The following is a 22,353-nucleotide window of genomic DNA, read 5'->3' as shown; positions in this document are numbered from 1 at the left end:
CCTTCGGCGCCGGCCAGATTTCTCCGAGTCATCGGTAGCGATGTCTCGCGACTCGACGACAACAATCCGAATCCGCGAAGTAGCACTGCTGGCGATTATGGGGCTGATCGCCGCCTATTTCATGGTCTGGCCGGTGTGGCGCGCTTGGTTTCCGTTGGACATCGGCCCAACCGATGGATGGAACGCCTATTTCCAGGACCTCGCTTTCGGACCTGGACTTTATCCCGCTGCTGACGCACTGGTGGCGAACAACTATCCACCGCTGTCTTTCTATTTTATCGCGGCGCTCGGCAAGGTGTTCGGCGATCCGCTCTATGTCGGCCGGGCCGTGTCGATCCTGGCGACCCTCGGCATCGGCATCGAGACCGGTGTTGTGGTCAGGCAACTCGGCGGCGGGCGTTTTGCATCGATCTTCGCGGGTCTGTGGGTGGTTGCGATCCTTGCCCGATCGTTCAATTCCTATGTCGGCCGCAACGATCCGCAACTGCTCGCCGAGTTCATCATGATGCTCGGCCTGATCTGTTTCCTGCACAACAGGGGCCGCGGATTTTCATCGACCATGCCCCTGCTGCTGATGGTGTTTGCAGGGTTCTTCAAGCACAATGTGGTCGCTGTGCCGCTCACCGCTCTAATCTGGATGTTGCTGCATGACGGCCGAAAGGCGATCAGACCGCTCGTGATCGTCGCACTGGTCATCTCCGCAGGCCTGCTGTCGTGCCAGCTGGCGTATCCGACGTTTTTCGCCAACATGCTATCGCCACGCGCCTATTCCATTGAGCGCGTGCTGATCGCGCTCGGTCGGCTGCAGTGGGTGGCTCCGGCGCTGGTGATCAGCATCGTCTGGAGCTGGCGGGAGCGGACGAAAACGCCGGCCCGCTTCACGATGCTGTTCGTCGGCATCGGACTTCTGATCTATCTGATCCAGTGGACCGGCGATTCCGTCATGGACAACGCGCAGTTCGATCTTGTGATCGCCACTGCGGTGGGGGTCGGTCTGGCCTACAACCATGCCGCCAGTCTGCCGCTTGCACCGCGCCTCGGCGTCGCCGGCGTTCGTACTGCGATCGTTACGATCCTTGCGGTGCGGTTGCTGGCGACGGGTCGGATCGAACCCGCGCTGATCCTTTTTGATTCGAATTATCGTGCGCAGTTTCCGGAGCACGCGGCCATCGTGCATGCGGAAGCCGCAAAGGTCGCTCGCATCCCCGGGACGGTCTTTTGCGAAAACCACATCGTCTGCAGGCTGGCGGGAAAGCCTTTTGAGGTCGACGATTTCAAGACCGAGCAGTTCGTCAACACGGGCCGACTCACCCAGGCAGAACTGAGCGCGTTGCTTGATCGCAGGGGAGTAACCAATTTCGGGTCCGATCCTGCCACGAGAGCGGAATCACTGAACCGCGATATGTTTGCGACGCGCGATCCGCCGGTCGCTGCGCGCAACTAGAACAGTTCATCCGCGTCCGACGAACGGCATCGCCATGATGTTGAAACAGCGCGTTGGCGTCGAGCGAGCGTGTTGCCGTGAATACGATGGCGTCGGTAACATTCTGCTCCATCCATGTGCGACGCGCCTTCCTTGCCCTGAGCTGCTCCTTATCCGTTAGTCGCGGCCGGGCTCGCACAACCATGATTTAAAATGCAGTAACCATGCCACCATAAGTTGTATTTTGTTAGCAAGGTAGAAAACATCGTCGGGTATTCGTCAGGCGGACAAACTGGGCAGAATGCATGTTCCGTACCCTTACGTGCCTGACCACCGAGCACGACTGGCGGCTTGTCCTGCTCGCCGGGCTTGTGTGCTTCGTCGCAAGCGTCGTCGCTGTCAGCATTTTCCATCGTGCCATCGCGTCGCAAACCAGGGCGCGTCTGATCTGGATTGCAATCGCCGGAGCCGTGTTTGGATACGGGGTCTGGGCGACGCACTTCATCGCAATGCTCGCCTATGAGCCGGGCGTTTCATCCGGTTACGGCATTGCCCTGACGGCACTGTCGCTTGCTGCGGCAATGATATTGACGTCGTGCGGTTTGGCCTTTGCCGCAAACGACCCCAGCCGGTGGCGTGCACCCATTGGTGGCGGGATCATGGGCGCCGGCATCGCCAGTATGCACTATCTCGGCATGTGGGCGCTCGAAGTGCCGGGGCGCGTGGTGTGGTCGCTGGACCTTGTCGCGGCATCCATCGTGCTCGGATTGCTCTTCGGCTATGTCGCGCTTCTGGTCGCGATACGCCGGAGCGACAGGTGGGGAACGCTTTACGCCGCACTCTTTCTGACGCTTGCGATTGTCGCTCATCACTTCACGGCCATGGGCGCGGTCGAGATCATTCCAGATCCCACGCTGACGCCTGGCACGCTATCGCTTTCTCCAGCGGTGCTTGCCCTGGCCATTGCAGGTGTCGCCCTGTCGGTGCTCGGGATGAGTTTTGTCGGTGTGCTGGCAGATCGCCGCCTTGCGCTGCGCACCCGCAGGTTCGAAGAAATCATCGACCAGCTTTCGCTCGCCCGGCAGCAGAATGAAAGCTCACAAAAGGAACTGCAGGATCAGAAATTCAGGCTGGACACCGCCATCAACAACATGGGCGAAGGCCTGTGTATGTTCGATGCGGAAAAGCGGCTGGTCATTTGCAACGATCGTTATGCCGAAATGTATCGGCTGCCGCCGGAGCTGTTGAAGACGGGCACGCCCCACCATGACATCATCAAGCACCGCATCGTCAACGGTATCCTCAAGGGCGAAACCAGCGAGAGCGCTGCGACGCTGGTGATGTCGAGGCTGGGTGCGCTGCCTCGCAATGAAACGTCGAGCCGGATCGAAGAACTCGCGGATGGCCGTTCGATCTGCGTCACGCGGCAGCCGGTGGCGGCTGGGTTGCGACGCACCTCGACGTCACCGAGCAACGGCGGTCTGAAGCCAGGGTCGCCCATATGGCGCAGCATGACGCGCTCACCGATCTGCCGAATCGCGTGCTGCTTCGGGACCGGCTGGAACAGGCTCTTTCCATCACACGCAGGGGAGGGCCGCATCTGGCAGTGCTGATGCTGGATCTCGACCGCTTCAAGGAGATCAACGACACGCTGGGGCATCCAACGGGCGACGCTTTGCTGCAGGCTGTTGCCGCGCGTCTGTGCACGTGTATCAGAGACACGGCATTGATCGCCCGTCTGGGAGGTGACGAATTCGCCGTCATCGAGCACATGTCAAAGCCGGTTGCCGAAGCTGCGGCTCTTGCCGAGAGGATCAAGCGGGCACTCTCCGAGCCGTTCGATCTTGGTGATCATCAGGTGATCACCGGAACAAGCATCGGTATCGCCGTCGCGCCAACTGACGGCATCAATTCCGATCAGATTTTGAAAGCGGCGGACCTCGCCCTCTATCGCGCCAAAAGCAGCGGACGCGGCACGTTCCATTTCTTCGAGCCCGAGCTGGACCAGCGCATGCATGCGAGGCGAAATCTCGAGCGCGACATGCGGCATGCACTCGTCAGCGGTGAGTTCGAACTCCACTATCAGCCATTTGTCGATCTGAAGAGCGGCGACATCAGCGGGTTGGAGGCACTGTTGCGTTGGCATCATCCCCAGCGCGGGTTGGTTTCGCCTGCGGAGTTTATCCCGCTTGCGGAAGAAACCGGCCTCATTGTGCCCATCGGGGAGTGGGTTCTGAGGACGGCGTGCGCCGAAGCTGCGAAATGGCCGGCCGATCTCAAGGTTGCGGTCAACCTGTCGCCCGCTCAATTCAGAAGCAAGGAACTGGTCCCGGTCGTTTTTGGTGCGCTCGCGGCTTCGGGCATTGCGTCACAAAGGCTTGAACTCGAAGTGACGGAGACGGCAATCATGCATGACAGCGAGGCCGTGTTCGCGGCGCTCGGTCAGTTGCACAAGCTCGGCGTGCGAATTGCGCTGGATGATTTCGGAACGGGCTATTCATCCTTGAGCTTTCTGCAGAAATTTCCGTTCGACAAGATCAAGATCGATCGCAGCTTCGTCAACGAGCTCCTGAGTGCGAAGGAAGAGTCGCGTTTGATCGCGCGGGCCGTGGTGAGATTTGCCGTCAGCCTTGGCAAGACGACCACGGCGGAAGGAGTCGAGACGAAGGAACAGCTGGACATCCTTCGCGAAGAAGCCTGCACCGAGATGCAGGGCTATTACTTCAGCCGGCCGAAGTGTTCCGCCGAAATCGCGCAAATGGTAGGGGCGGAGGCAGTATCAGCACCCGTCGCTACCCGCGACTGGCCCGCCGAAGATCGACGCAAGATTCAATCGGCAGCGGGTTGAGACGGGACCCCTCGGGCGTTCGTCAGCCCCGCCCACGGCCGTCACTCGAGCGGCAGTAGCGGCTTGCGGCGAATGAACGGTGAGTAGACCGGAGCGTCAGGCGTGATCCTGCCGTCGCTCCCCCAATGGGCCATCTGGTTGAACGGGATGGCCGGAATTTTCTCCACCTGGGACAGCGTTGTCGCAAAATCGTTGCTGATCGCCTTCAGGCGCGCTTCCACCGCTGCAGGATCGGAATAACGCAAGCCGGCTTCGACGCCGTAGGCAACGAATGGTTCGAGAACGGAAAATCCGCCGTAGGCGAGGGAGAAATTGATCGGCCACAGCAGCAGGTCAATGTCGCCGCTGCGTCCGTTATAGGCGTAGGTGTCCTCGCTCGTGCCCACGGTCACCGAGAGCATCGCCTTCTTGCCGACAAACCGGCCGTTCTCGAAGCGCTTCTTGCTGGTGTAGACGTCGCCGTAAATGAAGACGCGATCAAACCATCCCTTGAGTATCGCGGGCGGCAGATGCCACCACATCGGATACTGCAGGATCAGCAGATCGGCCTGATCGAGCCGCGCGATTTCCGCGGCGACGTCAGGCGGGATGGTTTGCGTCGCGGAGGCGTGGCGTTGTTCGGATTGCACGTCGAAGCGGCTGCGATCCAGCGGCGCCGGATAGTGCTCCGGACGCTCGCAGGGATCGAACCCCATCTGGTAAAGATCGGAAACGGTGACCGACCAGCCTTTCCGTTCAAGCGCTTCGCGGCCGGTCGCGGCCAGATGTGCGTTGTAGGATTTCGGCTCGGGATGAGCGACGACGATGTGAGCGCGCATGTTCTGTGTTTTATCCGCGTCCGACGAACGGCATCTTGGTCGCCATGATGTTGAGGAACAGCGCGTTGGCGTCGAGCGAACGCGTCGCCATGAACACGATGGCGTCGGCGACGTTCTGCACGTCCATGCGCGGCTCAACCATCGTATCGCCGCGCGGCTGAAGCACGCCGCCGGTCATGCGTTCGGTCATCTCGGTTGCGGCGTTGCCGATGTCGATCTGGCCGCAGGCGATGTCGTAGGCGCGGCCGTCGAGGGCGGTGGCGCGGGTGAGGCCGCTGATGGCGTGCTTGGTCGAGGTGTAGGGCGCGGAGAATGGACGCGGGGCATAGGCCGAGATCGAGCCGTTGTTGATGATGCGTCCGCCGCGCGGCGTCTGGTCCTTCATGATGCGGAACGCGTGCTGCGTGCACAGGAACGGCGCGGTGAGGTTGGTCGCCACCGTGGTCTGCCACTGCTGCAGGCTGATGTCCTCCAGCGGCACCGGCGGTGTGCCGACGCCGGCGTTGTTGAACAAGACATCGAGGCGGCCGAATGCGTCCATGGTCTTGGCGAACAGCGCGCCGATCGAGGCCGGATCGGTCATGTCGCTGGGCACGACGAGGCTCTTGCCGAGATCCTTGCCGGCCTTCGCGGTGTCTTCCAGGGCGTCCTTGCGGCGCCCCGCAAGAACCACCGAGAAGCCGGCCTTCATCAACGCCAGCGAGGAGGCGCGTCCAATTCCGGAACCGGCGCCGGTGACGATCGCAACTTTCATCTGTTTCTCCCTTTATTGTTTTTCGTGATTTGGTCTTTCATCCGTCACGGCAGAAAACCCGCTGTGACAAATGTTATTTCGTATTCCCGTAAGGCGGACGCGGGATGTTCTGGTGCGCGGCGCGCAGTGCAGCCGACCAGCGCGAGCGCAGATCGTGGAAATACGGCTCGCCCGCTTCGATGCGATAGTTCAGGTCGGCGTCGAGGGCGTCGGGACGCACCAGAAGAATGTCGATCGGCATGCCGACGCCGAGATTGGAGCGCATCGTCGAATCCATCGACACCAGCCCGACCTTGAGCGCGTCATACAGATCGACGTCATAGGAGATCGCGCGGTCGAGCACGGGCTTGCCGTATTTGTGCTCGCCGATCTGCAGGTAGGGCGTATCGGTGGTGCATTCGATGAAGTTGCCGGCGGTGTAGACCATGAACAGCCGCATCCGTGCGCCCTTGATCTGGCCGCCGAACAGAAACGACACGTCGAAGGAAATATCCTCGGCGCGCAGCGCGCTGCCTTCGAGCGCATGAACGCTCCGGATGGCGCGGCCGATGCGCTGCGCCGCCTGAAACATGGTCGGCGCGTTCATCAGCGTTTCACGTTCGCCGGTCTCGGGGTTTTCAAATCCTTCGTTCAGCGTCGAGATGACGGATTGGGTGAGGGCCAGATTGCCGGCAGTGGCGATCGCCATGATCCGCTCGCCGGGATTGCTGAAGACGTGCAGCTTGCGGAAGGTGGAGATGTTGTCGAGGCCCGCATTGGTGCGGGTGTCGGCCATCATCATCAGCCCGTCACGTACGAGGATTCCGCAGCAATAGGTCATACTAGTGGTCCGGTTCTAACATTCGCATCCCGTTTCAGCAGCGATCTTTTGCGAATGTTAGAATCAAAGGACCACTAGCGAATATAAGTTTCCAGTGGAGTTTTGGATTTGACATTCGCGTTGCGAACCCTCTGCAAATGGGTCGCGAATGTCAAATCCACTCCACTGGTCTCCAGACCGTGCATTTCTACGCGGCTGGAGCGGGTGGGGCAACCGGCCAGCGGCCGGGCATACGCCCGTCAGACGAATGAAACCGTCACGATTGGCTCTGCCGTCCGGCCTGATCGACCCTGACGGCGACTTCCAGCGTCTCCGTGCCGCCGCCGTAACGGGTGCCGCGCGTCGGAGCAGCGCTCAGGTAGTCAAGACCGACTGCGACCCGGACATGGGACTCCGTGGTGCAGATGGCGTTGGTTGCATCGAACCCGACCCAGCCGAGCCGCTCGACGTAAGCTTCCGCCCAAGCGTGCCCCGCATCCTGCGCGACCATGCCGTCGGAGCGGAGCAGATGCCCTGAGACGTAGCGGGCCGGGACGCCAACGCTGCGGGCGCAGGCAATGAAGATGTGCGCGTAATCCTGACAGACGCCGCGCTTGAGCGCGAAAGCTTCTGTGGCGGATGTTCCGGCGTGGGTCGGATCGGTATCGAACGTCATGTGATCGTTGATCTGAAGCATCAGCGCATGAAGGAAACCCAGCGTGTCGCCGGCCGCGTCGCTGAAAAGGTTGCTGGCGAACTTCGCCATCGCTGCGTTGACCTCGGTCAGCGGCGTGGCGCGCAGGAAAAGGCTCGGTGGGAATCGCTCGTCGGTGCCGCGCACCACGCCACCGGTGTCATGGGTCTCGATCAGGCCTTCGACATGGATGGTCAGGTCCGACAGTGCGCCATGAGTCAGCACGTGCGTGACGTTGCCGAAGGCATCCTGATGCACGTCGAGGCGCGTATCGGTGGAGACGTCGATCTGCCAGTCGGCGACATACTGGCCGTCATGGCTGCCCGGCGTCATGCGCAGAATCTGGATCACGCCGGTCGCCGGCGGCTCGTAGCGGTATGTGGTGGTGTGGGCGATTTTCAGGCGCATGGCGTGTCAAACAATTTGAGTTTCATCATGCCCGGCCTTGTGCCGGGCATCCACGTCTTTTTTATTGCGGCTTTCCGAAGCAAGTCGTGGATGGCCGGGACATAGGCGTTCTTTAGAACGCCGTTCTTCGAACGGCTATGCCCGGCCATGATGGCATCAATGGAATCCGGGTCGCATCAGATCAGGTATTGCTTCGAGATGGTATCGCCCAACCGGGCATTGTCCGCAATGAATTCCTGGATGAATTCGTGCAGGCCGCGCTGGAACAGGTCGTCCATGTGCGCATGTTCCAGCCGGTTGCGAACGCCGCGCGCGTGGCGTTGCGCCGCGCCCTGCCGTCCGTAGGCGACGCCGATCTGGTCGAGATTGCGCACGAGATTGCCGTAGCAGCTCGCCAGCGAGCGCGGCAGCGACTCATTGAGAATGAGCAGATCCGCGATCAGCCACGGCTTCAGCGTTTCGCGATAGACCCAGTGGTAGGCGGTGAGCGCCGAGACCGAACGCAGGATCGAGGTCCACTGATAGTAATCGAGCGGGCCGCCGACATGCTCTTCCTCAGGCAGCAGCACGTGATACTTCACGTCGAGAATACGCGCGGTGTTGTCGGCGCGTTCCAGATGCAGGCCGAGCCGCGAAAACCAGTAGGCATCGTTGCGCAGCATCGTCCGGTAGGCGGAGCCGTCGAACCGCAGTGAGGTTTCCTGCACGAAGCGGAGAAATTTCGTCAGGTCCTCGCGCGTCTTCGCGCCTTTGGGCCATTTCGCGTGCAACTCGATCCACGCACCGTTGATGGTATCCCACATCTCAGAGGTCAGCGCGGTGCGCACCGAGCGTGAATTCAGCCGCGCATTCTCGATGCAGTTGCGGATCGAGGAGGGGTTGTCGAGCGAGAACGACAGGAAGTCGACGACGGTGCGCTCGTTGGCCTCTTCGTGAAACTTGTAAAAGATGTCGTCGATGCCCGCGGTGAGCAGCGCGGATTCCCATTCGTTGCTCTTGCCGACATAGGCATCGGGCAGCGCGGTGGCGCGTAGCGTCGCCTCGATGGTGCGCGCGAGATACTCCGCGCGTTCGACGTAGCGGGCCAGCCAGTAGAGACTTTCTGCGGTGCGCGACAGCATGCGTTACTCGAGTATCCACGTATCTTTGGTGCCGCCGCCCTGGCTGGAATTGACCACGAGCGAACCTTCCTTCAGCGCCACACGGGTGAGACCGCCGGGCACCACGGTGACGTGATCCTTGCCGGTCAGCACAAACGGCCGTAGATCGACGTGGCGCGGCGCAAGGCCCGATGCGGTGCAGGTTGGGCAGGTGGACAGCGCCAGCGTCGGCTGTGCGATGAAGCCTTCCGGCTCCTTCAGCAGTTTGGCGCGGAAGGCTTCGATCATCTCGTTGGTGGAAGCGGGGCCGATCAGCATGCCGTAGCCGCCGGAGCCATGCACTTCCTTGACGACGAGGTCTTTGAGGTTGTCGAGCACGTAGGAGAGGTCCTTCGGCTCGCGGCAGCGATAGGTCGGGACGTTCTTCAGGATCGGCTCTTCTCCGAGATAGAACTTCACGATGTCCGGCATGTAGCTGTAGACCGCCTTGTCGTCGGCGATACCGGTGCCGACCGCGTTGGCGAGCGTGACGTTACCGGCGATATAAGCCGACATCAGGCCCGGAACGCCGAGCACAGAGTCGGGGCGGAAGGTGAGGGGGTCGAGGAAGTCGTCATCGACGCGGCGGTAGATCACATCGACGCGTTTCAGTCCCTCGGTCGTGCGCATGAACACTTCGTCGTTCTTGACGATGAGGTCGCGGCCCTCGACCAGTTCGACGCCAAGCTTGTCGGCTAGAAACGAGTGTTCGTAGTACGCCGAGTTGTAGATGCCGGGCGTGAGCAGGGCGACGGTCGGTTCGGCCTTCGAGGTGAGGGGGGCCACCGAGCGCAACGCTGCCAGCAGTTCATCCGGATAGTTCTCCACCGGCGCCACGCGATGCCGCGCGAACAGGTCCGGAAACAGCCGCATCATGATTTCGCGGTTTTCCAGCATGTAGGACACGCCGGACGGCGTGCGGGCGTTGTCTTCCAGCACGTAGAAGTTCTCGGAGTCGACGCGCACGATGTCGATCCCGGCGATGTGGACATAGACGTCGTGCGGGACGTCCTGGCCGTTCATCTCCGGCCTGAACACCGGGTTCTGGAAGATCAGATCGTCGGGAATGATCTTGGCTCGGAGGATGTCGCGGCCGTGATAGATGTCGCTCAGGAACATGTTGAGCGCCTTGACGCGCTGCTTCAGCCCCTTTTCCATCGTCGTCCATTCCTTGCCGGACAGGATCCGGGGGATGACGTCAAATGGGATCAGCCGCTCGGTGGACTCGGCCTCGCCGTAGACCGCGAAGGTGATGCCGATCCGCCGGAACAGCAGCTCGGCCTCCTGACGCCGGTATTCCAGCGCGTCCGGAGGGGTCTCCTTCAGCCAGAGGGAGAGTTCGTGATAGGCGGAGCGAAGAGCGCCGCCCGGTCCATTCATTTCATCGAAGGCAACTGCCATAAACCAGTACGCTTCTTTCAGGTCCTAGTGGTCCGTCCCGCTGCTCAAACTGATGGTAGCAAGGGTTGGGCCAGCGCGATATGCATTGCCTGCGGGCAATTGACGGGACCTTGCGTCGATCTGCCTGAAAAACGAGCGGGCGGCTGCCCAGAGATGCGGCAAAAGCTCGTGACTTCAATGCGTTGTGTGCGCCAAAGTTCCTGGCGTACCTGTGGGCGGCCCCGGACGTCCGCTCCGGGACAGGTAGGAGAGACAAAATGAGTGAGATCGTCACCGCCGGCATTCTCGTGATCGGCGATGAAATCCTGTCCGGGCGCACCAAGGACAAGAACATCGGCTTCATCGCCGAATACCTGACCAATATCGGCATCGACCTGAAGGAAGTGCGGGTCGTGGCCGACGAGGAAGACTCGATCATCGAGGCGCTCGACGCGCTGCGCGAACGCTACACCTACGTCTTCACCACGGGCGGCATCGGGCCGACCCACGACGACATCACCGCAGACAGCGTAGCCAAGGCGTTCGGGGTCAAGATCGATCTCCATCCCGAGGTGGTGGCCCGCTTCGAGGAGCGTTTCGGCGCTGACCTGAACGAGGCACGGTTGCGGATGGCACGTATCCCGGACGGGGCGGAGCTGATCACGAGCGCGACCATCCTCGCTCCCGGCTTCAAGATCGGCAATGTCATCGTGATGGCCGGTGTGCCGTCGATCATGCAGGCGATGATGGACATCATTTCGCCGAAGCTGAAGTCCGGTATACGGATGCTGTCGGATTCGGTGCGCGCCAATGCTCGGGAAGGCGATATCGGCACGCCGCTGCGCGCCATTCAGGAAGCGCATCCCGACACCAGCATCGGCAGCTATCCGTTCCTTGACGAGAACGGCAAGCCTAACACCAACGTCGTGGTGCGCTCGCGCGACGAGGCCAAGCTGCGCGCCGCAATGACGGACGTGGAAGCCATGCTGGCTAACCTCAAGGTCGCAAAGTAGTTGCTGCGGGAAGGTCATGTCATGAGCGAGCGATTTTTCGAGGCGATCGCTGCCGGGAAAGTCCCGACGCCGGAATGCGCCAAGACGCTGGGCCTGGACATCATCGGCTACGATCTCGACGCGCATACGGTCGAGCTCGGGTTCGAGGGCCGCCCGGAGTTCGCCAACCCGATTGGCATCGTGCAGGGCGGCTTTCTGTCCGCGATGCTGGATGACTGCATGGGTCTTGCCTCGGCGACATTGCTGAGCGTGGGAGAGTTCGCGCCGACGCTCGCGATCAACGTCCAGTTTCACCGCCCGGCGAAAATCGGCAAGCTTCGGGGAGCAGGGCGGGTCACCAAGCAAGGCAAGGACATTCTCCATCTGGCTGGGGAGCTGTTTCAGGACGACAAGCTCGTTGCGACTGGCACCGCGACAGCGATGGTCCGGAAAATGTGACATGAGCGGAGATGGCTACGATGAGTGACGAGAGCGCGCGAAAGCCGTTTCCGGTGTCGTGGGACCAGTTTCACCGCGATGCGCGGGCGCTGGCGTGGCGGCTGAGCGGGGCGGGACCGTTCGAAGCCATGATCGCGGTGACGCGCGGGGGGCTCGTGCCTGCGGCGGTCATCGCGCGCGAACTCGGTATTCGTGTCATCGATACGCTGTGCGTGTCGAGCTACGACCATACCTCGCAGGGCGAGCCGACCTTACTGAAGGGAATCTCCGACGCGGTGGCGCGGCTCGGCGGCGGCACTGGCAAGGGGTTGCTGGTGGTCGAAGATCTGGTCGACACCGGCAAGACCGCGCGCATCGTGCGCGATCTGGTGCCACAGGCGCACATCGCGGCGGTCTACGCCAAGCCGATAGGCAAGCCGATGGTCGATACCTTCATCACGGAAGTGTCGCAGGACACCTGGATCTTCTTTCCGTGGGATACCGGGCTGTCGTTCCAGCCGCCGATCCGGGACGGCGCGGCGTAGTGCGGCGCAACAGCCGAACGCGGTAGAATGCGATCAGTCAGCGTCGTATCGTGCGGTCATCGATGATCTGGATGTGAAGGATCGGGACCATGACCGAGACCGGAAACAAGCGTGCGTTCGACTCGTCCGATATCACCGCGCTGTCGCATCTGTATCGCGGCGAACTTTACCGCAGTACGGTCTGGCGCACCCGGCTCGACGCCACGACCAATTGGGCGGTGCTGACCACCGGCATCGCGCTGTCGCTGACGTTCAGCAGCGAGCACGCTTCGCCTCTGCCGCTGGTGCTGGTGGGGCTGCTGGTCGCCACGTTTCTGTTCATCGAAGCGCGGCGTTACCGCTTTTTTGATTTCTGGCGCATGCGGGCGCACGTGCTTGAAGTCCAGTTCTTCGGACCGATTCTGAGGGGCGAGGGCGTTCAGACCGCGAATGGCTGGAACGAGATTCTCTATCAGGACTACAAGGCGCCTAACCTTCACATCAGCTACCTCGAGGCGATCGGCCGGCGGCTTCGCAACAACTATTGCTGGATTTTCGCGATCCAGGTCACGGCCTATCTCGGCAAGCTCCTGATCCATCCGGAGCCTGTCGCCTCGCTGCACGAACTGTTTGCGCGCGCAACGATCGGGCCGATCCCCGGCCAGCTTGTCCTGCTCGCCGGACTTGTTTTCCATGCCACATGGATCACCATCGCGATGGTCACATATCGCAGCCGAAGGGGCGCTGGGCGCTCGCGGCCGCCACGTCCGGCAAGCGACCGGCTGCTGGATCTTGCGCGGGGATAGGGATTAGCCCAGCTTCTCCCGCGCCAGCTTCGCGCCCGCGCCGAGCGCGCGGAGTTTTGCTTCCGCGATGTCGCGGCGCATCGGCGCCATGCCGCAGTTGGTCGTGGCGACGATGTTGTCCTTCGGCACGAACTTCATCACGGCTTCGATGGTTTTCACGACATCTTCGGGCGTCTCGACCGTGTCGCTGGCGACGTCGATCACGCCGGCCTGCACGACCTTGCCCTTGAGCAGGCCGAGAAGCTCCAGCGGCACATGCGAGTTGCGGCATTCGATGGCAACCTGCTGGATCGGACTCTTGTCGATAGCCGGGAAGATCTGCTCGTACTGCCGCCACTCTGCGCCGAGCGATTCCTTCCAGTCGGTGTTGGCCTTGATGCCGTAGCCGTAGCAAATGTGAACGGCGGTCTGGCAGGTGAGGCCCTGCGCGGCGCGCGTCAGCGCCTCGATTCCCCAGTCGTTGACCTCGTCCATGAACACGTTGAAGGCGGGCTCGTCGAACTGGATCATGTCGACGCCGTCGGCCTGCAGCGCCTTCGCTTCGGCGTTCAGCAGATCGGCAAAGGCGAACGCCATCTTCACGCGGTCGCCATAGTAACTGTCGGCGAGGGTGTCGATGATGGTCATCGGGCCGGGCAGGGTGAATTTCAGCTTGCGCGTCGTATGCGCCCGCGCGGCGCGCGCTTCATCGGCGTGGACTCGGCCCTTCAGCTGCAACGGTGCAACGACCTGCGGCACCATCGCCTTGTAGCGATCCTTGCGGATTCCCATTTCGACCTTGTGGGCGAAATCGATCCCTTCGACGCGCTCCAGAAATCCATGCACGAAATGCTGCCGCGCCTGTTCGCCCTCGGTGACGAGATCGATCCCGGCGTCTTCCTGGATTTTCACCGCGAGCAGCGTGGCGTCACGTTTGGCGTTGACCAGTTCCGCGCCCTTGAGTTTCCAGGGCGCCCACAGCGTATTGGGCTCGGCCAGCCATTCGGGCTTCGGCAATGAGCCGGCGATGGTCGTTTGAAACAGCATGGCGCTTCCGTTCTTCTTGGTTGCACGCTTATCTGCCATGTCCTGGCCGTCGCATACAAGCTGTTCGCGCTTGCGGGATGGAATGTGGCTGGAGACGCCGCTAGGATTGCGTGCGGCCGTTCGGCCTCGCTTATCCAGACACGGACCATGGCATGATTGAACTGTATTACGCGCCGACACCCAACGGGTGGAAAATCTCGATCATGCTGGAAGAACTGGGGCTGCCTTACACGGTGTTTCCAGTGAACATCCGGACCGGCGAACAGTTCGAGCCCGAGTTCCTCAAGATCAGCCCGAACAACCGCATCCCCGCGATCATCGACCGTGCGCCTGCCGACGGCGGTGAGCCGATCCCGATGTTTGAGACCGGCGCGATCCTGATCTATCTGGCGGAGAAGACTGGACGCTTTCTGCCGAAGGATGTGCGCGGCCGTTTCAAGGTGATCCAGTGGGTGATGTGGCAGATGGGCGGGCTCGGCCCGATGCTCGGTCAGCACGGTCACTTCGCGCTCTATGCGACCGAGCAAATTCCCTACGCGATCCAGCGCTATCGCGACGAGGCCTCGCGGCTTTATGCCGTGCTCGACCGGCAGCTTGGCAAGACCGGCGCCTATGTCGCGGGCGATGAGTATTCCATTGCCGACATCGCGTGCTTCCCCTGGACCATGACCCACAAGGCGCAGGGATTCACGCTCGACGACTTTCCGCACATCAAGCGCTGGTACGCGGACGTCCGTGCGCGGCCGGAGGTGCAGAAGGGTCTTGCCGTCGGAAAATTCGACAAGACGCCGTTCACCGAGGAGCAGCGCAAGAACATGTTCGGCAAGGCCGCGCAGCAGGCACAATAAACGACAACAAAAGACGAAACAGGAAACGCCATCATGATCGAGTTCTTCTTCGACTGCTCCAGCCCGTGGACGTATCTGGCGTTCACCAACATCCAGCCGCTTGCGAAGGAGCTTGGCGCAGAGATCACATGGCGGCCGATTCTGGTCGGTGGCATCTTCAACACCGTCAACAAGACGATGTACGAGACGCGCGCCAATCCGGTGCCGGCGAAGCAGGCCTACACGGCGAAGGACATGGCGGACTGGGCGCGGCTTGCGAACATCAAGATCAAGATGCCGCCGACGGTGTTCCCGGTGAACGCGGTGAAATCGATGCGCGGGTGTATCTGGGCGGACAGCCAGGGCAAGCTGCTGCCGTTCGCCACGGCAGTGTTCGAAGCCTATTGGGGCGACGATCAGGATGTCTCCAAGGACGAGGTGCTGACGAAAATCTGCGAGCGCGTCGGTCTCGATCCGCAAAAATTCTTCGCGGGCATCGCCGAGCAGTCCGTCAAGGATCAGCTCAAGGCCAACACCGATGAGGCGATCGCGCGCGGCGCATTCGGCTCGCCGACGATTTATCTCGACAAGACCGACATGTACTTCGGCAACGACCGCCTGCCGTTGATCCGCGCCGCGCTGATGCGGAAGAAGAAGACGGCGTGACAATGATTGTGGGGCGAACGGTCGTATTGTCTCCGGTCGTCCCCGCGGAAGCGGGGACCCAGAGCAAAGAACTGGATTCCCGCGTGCGCGGGAATGAGCGGAGAAACTAATGCCGCGCGCCGTTGTCTGCCGCGAGCTTGGGCCGCCTGAATCCCTGAAGCTGGAAGATGTCCCGCGCGCCACGCTCGCGCCGGGGCAGATACGTGTCGCGATCCATGCGGCCGGGCTGAATTTCCCCGACATCCTGATGGCGGCGGGTGAATATCAGTTGAAGCCGCCGCTGCCGTTCACGCCGGGCATGGAGGCGGGCGGCGAGGTGATCGAGGCCGCGGGGGGGGATGGCGTTCGCGCGGGCGACAGGGTGATCGTGAAGGCGCGGTTCGGCTGCTACGCCGATGAAATTGTCGTCACGCCCGATCAACTCACGCCGCTGCCGTCAACATTCGATTACGCGCAGGGCGCGACGTTCCTCGCGGCGCACGGCACGGCGTATCACGCGTTGAAGGATCGTGCGCAGATCAAGCCGGGTGAGGTGCTGCTTGTGCACGGCGCTGGCGGCGGCGTCGGGCTCGCAGCCGTTGAACTCGGCAAGGTATTCGGCGCAATCGTTATCGCGTGCGCGTCAAGCGAAGAGAAGCTGGCCGTCGCAGGGCAGCGCGGCGCGGACCATGTCGTGCTTTACGGACGCGAGCCGTTCAAGGACGCGGTGAAGCGCATTACGGAAGGGCGCGGCGTCGATGTCGTGTTCGATCCGGTGGGCGGCGAGATCTTCGAGGACAGCCTGCGCTGCATCGCGTGGGGCGCACGCCTGCTGGTGATCGGCTTCACCGGCGGCGTCGGCGCGGCGAAGACAAATCTGGTGCTGATCAAGGGTGCCAGCGTGCTTGGCGTGCGCGCGGGCGAGGCGGTGCGCAAGGACCCTTCGCTTGGCGTTGTTCGCCTTGCGGACCTGACACGGCTCGCCGAGGAGGGTCGCATCAGTCCAAACATCTCGCATCGCCTGCCGCTGGAAGATTATGCGAAGGCGATGCGGTTGTTGATGGACCGCCGCGCCATCGGGCGCGTGGTCCTCACGATGCGGTAGGCTGTTTACTTGTACTCCCGCTCGGTCCACCACGGGAAATACGACGGCATGTCCTTCGATACGGTTTGCTTGAACTGCGCGGGCCGCTTCTCGAGGAACGACATCACGCCTTCGCGCACGTCGGCGGACTGGCCGCGCGAGTAGATGCCGCGGCTGTCGACCTTGTGGGCCTCCATCGGATCGTCCGCGCCCAGCATGCGCCACATCTGCTGGCGGATCAGCGCGATCGACACCGGGGCGGTATTCTCCACGATCTCGCGCGCGATGGCGCGCGCAGCGGGCATCAGTTCATCGGCAGGCAGCACCTTGCTGACGAGGCGTCCGTCGAGGGCTTCCTGTGCCGGAAACACGCGGCCCGAGTAACACCATTCCAGCGCCTGCGAGATACCGACGAGGCGCGGCAGGAACCAGCTCGATGCCGCTTCCGGCACGATGCCGCGCCGCGCGAACACGAAGCCGAACCGCGCGTCGACTGAGGCGATTCGAATGTCCATGGGAAGCTGCATGGTGACGCCGATGCCGACGGCCGCGCCGTTGATCGCGCCGATGACGGGCTTCAGCGATTTGAAAATGCGCAGCGTCACGCGTCCGCCGCCGTCGCGCACCGCGTCGTCGCTCCACTCGACTTCGCCGTTCGGGCGAAGTGGCGCGCTTTTGCGATCAGGCCGTGCAGCGCGGTCGAAGGTTGCGCCGCCTTCGGAGAGGTCCGCGCCCGCGCAGAACGCGCGCCCCGCGCCTGTCACGATGATGGCGCGCACGTTGTCGTCGGCGTCGGCAGCGTCGAACGCGTCGATCAGCTCGTTCATCATGACATGCGTGAACGCGTTCATCTTGTCGGGACGATTGAGCGTGATGGTCAGGATATTGTCCTGAACTTCGTATTTGATCTGTTGGTAGTTTGCCTGGGCCATCGCCGCGTATCCTCCAGCTTGTTTGTTTTATGTTCGCGCGAGGGCGAACCAGGCGGATACCCTAGCGCGTCTGTCGAAGCGCTGGCAATTTTCGCAAACGGGACACAACTATGCGATGGACGTTCCGGCCTGCCGCGCGTAGCCTTGCTAGATCGACGTGAGGCAGCCATGCGTGCAGTTCTCGAACACTGCAAGGGCCGGGCGGAAACGTATGTTCCCGCGAAAACGTTGCTGATCCGGGAAGGCGAAACCACCGGCGATCTGTTTATCCTGATCGAGGGTGAACTTGAGGTTCTCAAGGGTGACACCATTATCGCGGTCGTCACCGAGCCGGGCGCAATCCTCGGCGAAATGTCGGTGCTGCTCGGCCAGCCGCACACTGGGACAGTCCGGGCCGCGACCGGCTCCACCGTTTACAAAATCGATGATGGCGCCGGGTTCCTGCGCGAGAATTCCGCTGTGACGCTGCTGGTCGCGACGGTGCTTGCCCAGCGCCTGAATGCCGCGACGACATATGTCGCCGACATCAAACGGCAGTATGCCGGACACGGCACGATGGTCGGCGAAGTGCTCGAGAGTCTCGTCAACCAGCCGGAGTCGAAAGCGTCGGATCGCGAGCCTGACCCACGGTTGTAAGCCAGCCGGCCATGCATGACCTCCCCCGAGGCTGGCTAGTCATCTACGGGCTTTTTGCGCAGGACAAGCTGAGGCTTGCCCGCCGGGAAACTGCAGCAACGTTAAGTGTTTAAAGCTCGCTGTGTGCTGTGGCGCGCTCGCCGTCACAATGCTACAACCCGCGCGCGCGGACGTGGCGGAATTGGTAGACGCAAGGGACTTAAAATCCCTCGATGGCAACGTCGTGCGGGTTCGATTCCCGCCGTCCGCACCAAGTTGCCGCGAGTTCTTTCGCCAGGTGTTCTTGAGATGGATGTCTCAGCGAGAGACCGTCGGCAGGTACGCGCGAATACGCGGCGAGAAATCGGGCGCACCATCGGTATGCGCGCTCAATCGGTCCTCACTTGATCCTCACTTGGCCAGTGCGTTCTTGTAGATGACGCCGTCCTTCATGATGACCAGAAAATTCTTGCCGGGCTCTGCGACGAGATTGATATTTTCCAGCGGATTGCCATCGACCAGCAGCAGGTCGGCAAACGCGCCTTGCTCCACCACGCCGAGCTTGCCGGGATAGGGATTGCGCTTGCCCGACAACTGCAAGAGTTCGGCGTTGGTCGAGGTCGCCATGATCAGCGCCTCGGCGGGCGTGTACCAGCGGGTGAGCGAGGCGAGGATAGCACCTTGCTGCTTTGCCAGCGCGGCGGAGAACAGGACGTCGGTGCCCCACGCCGTCTTGATCTTGTACTTCTTTGCGAACTCGTAGGTTCTGGCGATACCGGGCCAGACCTCTTCCGCTTTGTCGCGCTGGACAGAACCCACAGGAAAGCCCAGCTTCAAGGCCTCAGGGAGCGGCTGCGTGCTCAGCCAGATGCCCTTCTCGGCAATCAGTTGGGCGGTTTCTTCGTCCATCAGCGTGCCGTGTTCGAGGCACTTCACGCCCGCCGCGATAGCGCTACGGATCGCAGCCGGCGTGAAGGCGTGCGCGACGACATACGTGCCCCAGTTCTCGGCCGCTTCGACCGCGGCGCGCAACTCGGCTCCGGTGAAGGTGGTCACATCGAGCGGACTGAAGGGCGACGACACGCCGCCGCCCGCCGTCAACTTCACTTGAGACGCGCCCTGCATGAGCTGTTCGCGCACGCGCACGCGCACCTCGTCGGGGCTGTCCGCGACCACGGCGCCGCCGACCAGTTCCATGCGGGTGAGCGCGCCGCTCGCGCGCGGCAAATCCGTGAGCTGGCGGAAATCGCCATGCCCGCTGGTGACCGTGATCATCGCCCCGGACGGATAGATGCGCGGGCCCTTGACGATGCCTTCGTCGATGGCGCGCTTGAGGCCGAACGCCGGCCCGCCGACGTCGCGAACGGTGGTGAAGCCGCGCATGAGGGTGTCTGTCGCCTCCTCGCCGGCCGCGAGATTGTTGTAGCCGACGTCTCCGAACGACTGCGCCACGGTCCCCCGTATCAGCATCGCGTGCCAATGCGCGTCGATCAGGCCGGGCATCAGCGTCTTGCCGCCGCCGTCGACGATGCGGGTGTCGGCTCTGCGATCCACCGGAATGGGCGCGATGGAGATGCGCTCGATCTTGTTGCCCCGGACCAGTACATTCGCCGGATCGGACAACGCAGCATTCTTGCCGTCGAAGATGCGGACGTTCTGAAAAAGTGTGACCCCGTCGCTGGCAGAAGCGGAGGGAGGCGCCGAACTCGGCGCTTGCGCCAGACCCGCCTGGCAAAGTCCGATGAAGATCGCCGCCGACAGCAGCGATGGACCCAGGATGCGTTTCGGATTCCTGGCCATCGCCAGGCCACACAACGTGCTCAACTCTCCTTTTGAGTTCATTGTGCAATCTCCTTTTGCGTTTTGAATTCCAGAATTGAAGCTGATAGCGGAGAACTTTTCGCGGGAGCCAACGTCGACGCATCGGCGTTGGATGTATCTGACGGGACGCTGTGATCGCGGTCACTGAATGCAGCGGCCGGTCGGGCGCAGCTTGAACGGCTTGAACTCTATCATCGCGTGCCGGCTCAAGGCTATCGCGGAAACGGCTGCTGGTGGTGCGCAATGGACATGCCGAGAGGGGGCGAGGGCTTCAGCTTTCGGGAGAACGTCAAGCGGCAAGGACAAGTGCGCCAAAGGAAATCTGATTGAGCTTCCTGTACACTTTGACATCCATGTTGAAATATACAAAAGGACTTAAAGTTTCTCGGTGGTAATGTCGTGCGCTTCGTTGCCGCACGTCGAGCTTTAACGCGTGATCGGACCTGCCGATCGAAGGATTGAAAAATGGACAAGAAAGCCCTGCGCGAAGAAACCGAGCGCCTCGTTCGCGAGGCGATGGAGCGCAAGGCCCTTGTGGTCAAGCAGGGCAATACGCGGATCGAGACAACCTGCGGCAAGTGCGGCAAGGCAAATCGTGTTCTGGCGGAGAAGGGCGCGATCCGCGTCAAGTTCGTCTGCAAGGAATGCGGCCACAAGCAAGAAACGCTTTGATCCGCCACCTCATGCTACTGTCACCACCACAAATTCAACATGAAGACCGGCAACACGACGCGCATGAAACACGGGTTCACAACTGAAGATCTGAATTGCGATCCCGCGCGGCTGCGGGCGGCCGGGCTGCGTCTCGCCGTGCTGGGCGCGCTGGCGATCGGCCTCGGCGCTTGCGCGAGCGGTGGCGAGTCGCCCTTTGGATCGAGCGTGTTTGTCGATCCTTCGAAGTATGATCTCTACAATTGCCAGCAGCTTGCGACGGCGCGCAAAACCACCAACGACCGCGTGGTCGAACTCGAAGGCCTGATGGCCAAGGCGGAAACCGGCGCGGGCGGGGCGCTGGTATCGGGTCTGGCCTATCAGACGGACTACCGCGCGCAGCGTGCGCAGCGCGACGCCATCGACGAAAAGCTCGCCCGCAACAACTGCAGCGCCGAACTCGCGCCGCCTCCGGCCGCCGCCGCGCCGAGCGGCAAGCGCCGCCGCTGATGTTGCTGACGGCGCAGCGCGTCAGGACATTCGCCAGTCGTAGATCCAGTCCTGCTTCGACAGCAGGCGTGATCCGCCCAGCATCCTGATGACCTGATCGCGCGCGAAGCCGACCGGCCCACTGAGGTGATAGGTCTGGCCGTTCTTGCGGGCCGTTCGCTGGACGCGCGTCACGCGCGGCGCGCGCTGGCGGGCGTATTGCGTGAATGCCGCAGTTGGATTTCCTGATGAGGCTTCCAGGCATTTCGCGATCACCGCGGCGTCCTCGATTGCCATGCCCGCACCCTGCGCCGCGAACGGCAGCATCGCGTGCGAGGCGTCGCCCAGGAGCGCAATCGGCCCCTTGTTCCATGTGCCGCCGTCGCGCATGGCGAACAGTGCCCACTTCCGCCAGCTATCGACCGCGCCGATTATCATGCGCGCGGCGATCGGCCAGTGCGGATCTGCGAAATGATTGGCGATTTCCACCACGTCGCCGGGCTCGCTCCAGCCCGGCCTGTTCCATTGGCCCGAGACGATGGCGACCATGTTAATGCGCTTGCCGCCCGACATCGGATAGGCGACGAGATGCGCGTTCGCGCCCATCCAGAGTTGCACGCGCTGCGTCATGAAGCCGCTCGGCAGTTGCGCCGCATCGACGGTGCCGCGCCAGGCGATGCTGCCGGTGAATTGCGGCTTCGCCTCGGGGAAAATTTCGTGGCGGACGCTGGACCAGACACCGTCGGCGCCAATGAGCGCCAGAGCCTGCTCCTGCTGTCGCGTCGTGGCGCGGCGCTGAACCACCGTGACGCCCTTCGGGTAGACGGCGACGTCCTCGAACTGTGCGCCGAGCCGCAGATCGATGTCGGGATGGTTGGTTACGCGCGCCAGCAGCGCGGATTGCAGGTCGGCTCGGCGGACGATCCAGTAGGGCGCGCCGTAACGGAGGGTAGCGGCTTCGCCGAGCGGTATCCGGCCGATTTCCTTAGCCGTGCGGGCCGTCATGATGCTGATCGACTCAGGCGCGATCACATGAGGGGCAAGCAGCGGCTCGAGACCGAGATCAATCAGGATGCGGCTGGCATTGGGTGACAGTTGCAGCCCGGCGCCGGCTTCTTCGAGCTTTTCGGTGCGCTCAAGCACGATGACGCGGAAACCGCGCTGAGCAAGCGTCAGTGCGGCCGTCAGTCCTCCTATACCCGCACCAGCAACGACGATGGTGCGTGAATCGGTCACGGGT

General features: G+C 62.3%; 23 protein-coding genes and 1 tRNA gene. 14 read left to right on the top strand and 10 right to left on the bottom strand.

Annotated elements, in window-relative coordinates; genetic code table 11:
• Positions 1-40 precede the first annotated feature (40 nt).
• From HNQ36_RS09475 to HNQ36_RS26655, 3 genes are all read left to right on the top strand, one after another.
• Positions 41-1,444: a glycosyltransferase family protein gene (locus HNQ36_RS09475; protein WP_184084033.1), complete on the top strand. Its 1,404-nt coding sequence runs from the start codon at positions 41-43 to the stop codon at positions 1,442-1,444.
• Between the two features lie 284 nt (positions 1,445-1,728).
• Positions 1,729-3,036, top strand: a complete 1,308-nt coding sequence (locus tag HNQ36_RS26660) for an MHYT domain-containing protein (protein WP_430641356.1) — start codon at positions 1,729-1,731, stop codon at positions 3,034-3,036.
• Positions 2,925-4,271: a putative bifunctional diguanylate cyclase/phosphodiesterase gene (locus HNQ36_RS26655; RefSeq protein ID WP_430641355.1), complete on the top strand. Its 1,347-nt coding sequence runs from the start codon at positions 2,925-2,927 to the stop codon at positions 4,269-4,271. The genes HNQ36_RS26660 and HNQ36_RS26655 overlap by 112 nt, the downstream gene beginning before the upstream one ends.
• 41 nt (positions 4,272-4,312) lie before the next feature.
• Here the strand turns inward: HNQ36_RS26655 and HNQ36_RS09465 are convergent, their stop codons facing one another.
• From HNQ36_RS09465 to HNQ36_RS09440, 6 genes are all read right to left on the bottom strand, one after another.
• Positions 4,313-5,089 carry an NAD(P)H-dependent oxidoreductase gene (locus HNQ36_RS09465; protein WP_184084031.1) on the bottom strand — a complete coding sequence of 259 codons (777 nt, stop codon included), beginning with the start codon at positions 5,087-5,089 and terminating at the stop codon, positions 4,313-4,315.
• 10 nt (positions 5,090-5,099) lie between these two features.
• Entirely contained in the window at positions 5,100-5,843 is a 744-nt protein-coding gene (locus tag HNQ36_RS09460; protein ID WP_184084029.1) for an SDR family oxidoreductase, read from the bottom strand.
• A gap of 73 nt (positions 5,844-5,916) precedes the next feature.
• A complete protein-coding gene (locus HNQ36_RS09455) occupies positions 5,917-6,663 on the bottom strand; it encodes a proteasome-type protease (protein ID WP_184084027.1) in 747 nt (248 codons plus the stop codon).
• Between the two features lie 256 nt (positions 6,664-6,919).
• Entirely contained in the window at positions 6,920-7,744 is an 825-nt protein-coding gene (locus HNQ36_RS09450) for a transglutaminase family protein (protein WP_184084025.1), read from the bottom strand.
• A gap of 176 nt (positions 7,745-7,920) precedes the next feature.
• Entirely contained in the window at positions 7,921-8,865 is a 945-nt protein-coding gene (locus tag HNQ36_RS09445; protein WP_184084023.1) for an alpha-E domain-containing protein, read from the bottom strand.
• 3 nt (positions 8,866-8,868) lie between these two features.
• Positions 8,869-10,284 (bottom strand): circularly permuted type 2 ATP-grasp protein, encoded by a 1,416-nt coding sequence (locus HNQ36_RS09440; protein WP_184084021.1) that lies wholly within the window; start codon positions 10,282-10,284, stop codon positions 8,869-8,871.
• A 257-nt stretch (positions 10,285-10,541) separates the two neighbouring features.
• Between HNQ36_RS09440 and HNQ36_RS09435 the strand changes: the two genes are divergently transcribed.
• The 4 genes from HNQ36_RS09435 (at position 10,542) to HNQ36_RS09420 (ending at position 13,023) form a co-directional block, all read left to right on the top strand.
• Entirely contained in the window at positions 10,542-11,276 is a 735-nt protein-coding gene (locus HNQ36_RS09435; RefSeq protein WP_184084019.1) for a competence/damage-inducible protein A, read from the top strand.
• 21 nt (positions 11,277-11,297) lie between these two features.
• Positions 11,298-11,714: a PaaI family thioesterase gene (locus HNQ36_RS09430; RefSeq protein ID WP_184084017.1), complete on the top strand. Its 417-nt coding sequence runs from the start codon at positions 11,298-11,300 to the stop codon at positions 11,712-11,714.
• A 20-nt stretch (positions 11,715-11,734) separates the two neighbouring features.
• On the top strand, positions 11,735-12,238 hold the full coding sequence (gene gpt, locus HNQ36_RS09425) for a xanthine phosphoribosyltransferase (RefSeq protein WP_184084015.1): 504 nt from the start codon (positions 11,735-11,737) through the stop codon (positions 12,236-12,238).
• Between the two features lie 89 nt (positions 12,239-12,327).
• Entirely contained in the window at positions 12,328-13,023 is a 696-nt protein-coding gene (locus tag HNQ36_RS09420; protein ID WP_184084013.1) for a DUF2270 domain-containing protein, read from the top strand.
• Positions 13,024-13,026: 3 nt separating this feature from the next.
• Here HNQ36_RS09420 and HNQ36_RS09415 read toward each other — a convergent pair whose 3' ends face one another.
• On the bottom strand, positions 13,027-14,049 hold the full coding sequence (locus HNQ36_RS09415; protein WP_184084160.1) for a methionine synthase: 1,023 nt from the start codon (positions 14,047-14,049) through the stop codon (positions 13,027-13,029).
• A gap of 152 nt (positions 14,050-14,201) precedes the next feature.
• Between HNQ36_RS09415 and HNQ36_RS09410 the strand changes: the two genes are divergently transcribed.
• From HNQ36_RS09410 to HNQ36_RS09400, 3 genes are all read left to right on the top strand, one after another.
• Positions 14,202-14,897, top strand: coding sequence for a glutathione binding-like protein (locus tag HNQ36_RS09410; RefSeq protein ID WP_184084011.1), 696 nt, complete (start codon positions 14,202-14,204; stop codon positions 14,895-14,897).
• Between the two features lie 33 nt (positions 14,898-14,930).
• Positions 14,931-15,542, top strand: coding sequence for a 2-hydroxychromene-2-carboxylate isomerase (locus HNQ36_RS09405; protein ID WP_184084009.1), 612 nt, complete (start codon positions 14,931-14,933; stop codon positions 15,540-15,542).
• A 109-nt stretch (positions 15,543-15,651) separates the two neighbouring features.
• Positions 15,652-16,626 (top strand): NADPH:quinone oxidoreductase family protein, encoded by a 975-nt coding sequence (locus HNQ36_RS09400; RefSeq protein ID WP_184084007.1) that lies wholly within the window; start codon positions 15,652-15,654, stop codon positions 16,624-16,626.
• Between the two features lie 5 nt (positions 16,627-16,631).
• Here the strand turns inward: HNQ36_RS09400 and HNQ36_RS09395 are convergent, their stop codons facing one another.
• Positions 16,632-17,537 carry a crotonase/enoyl-CoA hydratase family protein gene (locus HNQ36_RS09395; protein ID WP_046826916.1) on the bottom strand — a complete coding sequence of 302 codons (906 nt, stop codon included), beginning with the start codon at positions 17,535-17,537 and terminating at the stop codon, positions 16,632-16,634.
• A 168-nt stretch (positions 17,538-17,705) separates the two neighbouring features.
• On the opposite strand from HNQ36_RS09395, the gene HNQ36_RS09390 reads away from it, so the two are divergent.
• Together HNQ36_RS09390 and HNQ36_RS09385 are read left to right on the top strand one after the other, a co-directional pair.
• Positions 17,706-18,173: a cyclic nucleotide-binding domain-containing protein gene (locus HNQ36_RS09390; RefSeq protein WP_184084005.1), complete on the top strand. Its 468-nt coding sequence runs from the start codon at positions 17,706-17,708 to the stop codon at positions 18,171-18,173.
• A 166-nt stretch (positions 18,174-18,339) separates the two neighbouring features.
• A tRNA-Leu gene (locus tag HNQ36_RS09385) sits at positions 18,340-18,426 on the top strand.
• Between the two features lie 137 nt (positions 18,427-18,563).
• Here the strand turns inward: HNQ36_RS09385 and HNQ36_RS09380 are convergent.
• Positions 18,564-19,994, bottom strand: a complete 1,431-nt coding sequence (locus HNQ36_RS09380) for a metal-dependent hydrolase family protein (protein WP_184084003.1) — start codon at positions 19,992-19,994, stop codon at positions 18,564-18,566.
• Positions 19,995-20,438: 444 nt separating this feature from the next.
• Between HNQ36_RS09380 and HNQ36_RS09375 the strand changes: the two genes are divergently transcribed.
• Complete coding sequence (locus HNQ36_RS09375; RefSeq protein ID WP_184084001.1) at positions 20,439-20,645, top strand: hypothetical protein; 207 nt, start codon at positions 20,439-20,441, stop codon at positions 20,643-20,645.
• A 39-nt stretch (positions 20,646-20,684) separates the two neighbouring features.
• On the top strand, positions 20,685-21,134 hold the full coding sequence (locus HNQ36_RS09370; RefSeq protein WP_184083999.1) for a hypothetical protein: 450 nt from the start codon (positions 20,685-20,687) through the stop codon (positions 21,132-21,134).
• Between the two features lie 21 nt (positions 21,135-21,155).
• On the opposite strand, the gene HNQ36_RS09365 is transcribed toward HNQ36_RS09370, so the two are convergent.
• A complete protein-coding gene (locus tag HNQ36_RS09365) occupies positions 21,156-22,349 on the bottom strand; it encodes an FAD-dependent monooxygenase (RefSeq protein ID WP_184083997.1) in 1,194 nt (397 codons plus the stop codon).
• Positions 22,350-22,353 lie beyond the last annotated feature (4 nt).

Origin of the sequence: Afipia massiliensis (genome assembly GCF_014203115.1) — a bacterium.
Lineage (GTDB): Bacteria > Pseudomonadota > Alphaproteobacteria > Rhizobiales > Xanthobacteraceae > Afipia > Afipia massiliensis.
This window is presented reverse-complemented; position numbering and strand designations above follow the sequence as displayed.

What these genes read in the sequence shown, in the direction of transcription:
- HNQ36_RS09390 (WP_184084005.1), top strand. Translation starts at nt 17,706, where the DNA reads ATGCGTGCAGTTCTCGAACACTGCAAGGGCCGGGCGGAAACGTATGTT.
- HNQ36_RS09400 (WP_184084007.1), top strand. Translation starts at nt 15,652, where the DNA reads ATGCCGCGCGCCGTTGTCTGCCGCGAGCTTGGGCCGCCTGAATCCCTG.
- HNQ36_RS09440 (WP_184084021.1), bottom strand. Translation starts at nt 10,284, where the DNA reads ATGGCAGTTGCCTTCGATGAAATGAATGGACCGGGCGGCGCTCTTCGC.
- HNQ36_RS09420 (WP_184084013.1), top strand. Translation starts at nt 12,328, where the DNA reads ATGACCGAGACCGGAAACAAGCGTGCGTTCGACTCGTCCGATATCACC.
- HNQ36_RS09380 (WP_184084003.1), bottom strand. Translation starts at nt 19,994, where the DNA reads ATGAACTCAAAAGGAGAGTTGAGCACGTTGTGTGGCCTGGCGATGGCC.
- HNQ36_RS09395 (WP_046826916.1), bottom strand. Translation starts at nt 17,537, where the DNA reads ATGGCCCAGGCAAACTACCAACAGATCAAATACGAAGTTCAGGACAAT.
- HNQ36_RS09410 (WP_184084011.1), top strand. Translation starts at nt 14,202, where the DNA reads ATGATTGAACTGTATTACGCGCCGACACCCAACGGGTGGAAAATCTCG.
- HNQ36_RS09370 (WP_184083999.1), top strand. Translation starts at nt 20,685, where the DNA reads ATGAAGACCGGCAACACGACGCGCATGAAACACGGGTTCACAACTGAA.
- HNQ36_RS09435 (WP_184084019.1), top strand. Translation starts at nt 10,542, where the DNA reads ATGAGTGAGATCGTCACCGCCGGCATTCTCGTGATCGGCGATGAAATC.
- HNQ36_RS09460 (WP_184084029.1), bottom strand. Translation starts at nt 5,843, where the DNA reads ATGAAAGTTGCGATCGTCACCGGCGCCGGTTCCGGAATTGGACGCGCC.
- HNQ36_RS26655 (WP_430641355.1), top strand. Translation starts at nt 2,925, where the DNA reads ATGGCGCAGCATGACGCGCTCACCGATCTGCCGAATCGCGTGCTGCTT.
- HNQ36_RS09455 (WP_184084027.1), bottom strand. Translation starts at nt 6,663, where the DNA reads ATGACCTATTGCTGCGGAATCCTCGTACGTGACGGGCTGATGATGATG.
- gpt (WP_184084015.1), top strand. Translation starts at nt 11,735, where the DNA reads ATGAGTGACGAGAGCGCGCGAAAGCCGTTTCCGGTGTCGTGGGACCAG.
- HNQ36_RS09445 (WP_184084023.1), bottom strand. Translation starts at nt 8,865, where the DNA reads ATGCTGTCGCGCACCGCAGAAAGTCTCTACTGGCTGGCCCGCTACGTC.
- HNQ36_RS09475 (WP_184084033.1), top strand. Translation starts at nt 41, where the DNA reads ATGTCTCGCGACTCGACGACAACAATCCGAATCCGCGAAGTAGCACTG.
- HNQ36_RS09430 (WP_184084017.1), top strand. Translation starts at nt 11,298, where the DNA reads ATGAGCGAGCGATTTTTCGAGGCGATCGCTGCCGGGAAAGTCCCGACG.
- HNQ36_RS09465 (WP_184084031.1), bottom strand. Translation starts at nt 5,089, where the DNA reads ATGCGCGCTCACATCGTCGTCGCTCATCCCGAGCCGAAATCCTACAAC.
- HNQ36_RS09450 (WP_184084025.1), bottom strand. Translation starts at nt 7,744, where the DNA reads ATGCGCCTGAAAATCGCCCACACCACCACATACCGCTACGAGCCGCCG.
- HNQ36_RS09415 (WP_184084160.1), bottom strand. Translation starts at nt 14,049, where the DNA reads ATGCTGTTTCAAACGACCATCGCCGGCTCATTGCCGAAGCCCGAATGG.
- HNQ36_RS26660 (WP_430641356.1), top strand. Translation starts at nt 1,729, where the DNA reads ATGTTCCGTACCCTTACGTGCCTGACCACCGAGCACGACTGGCGGCTT.
- HNQ36_RS09375 (WP_184084001.1), top strand. Translation starts at nt 20,439, where the DNA reads ATGGACAAGAAAGCCCTGCGCGAAGAAACCGAGCGCCTCGTTCGCGAG.
- HNQ36_RS09405 (WP_184084009.1), top strand. Translation starts at nt 14,931, where the DNA reads ATGATCGAGTTCTTCTTCGACTGCTCCAGCCCGTGGACGTATCTGGCG.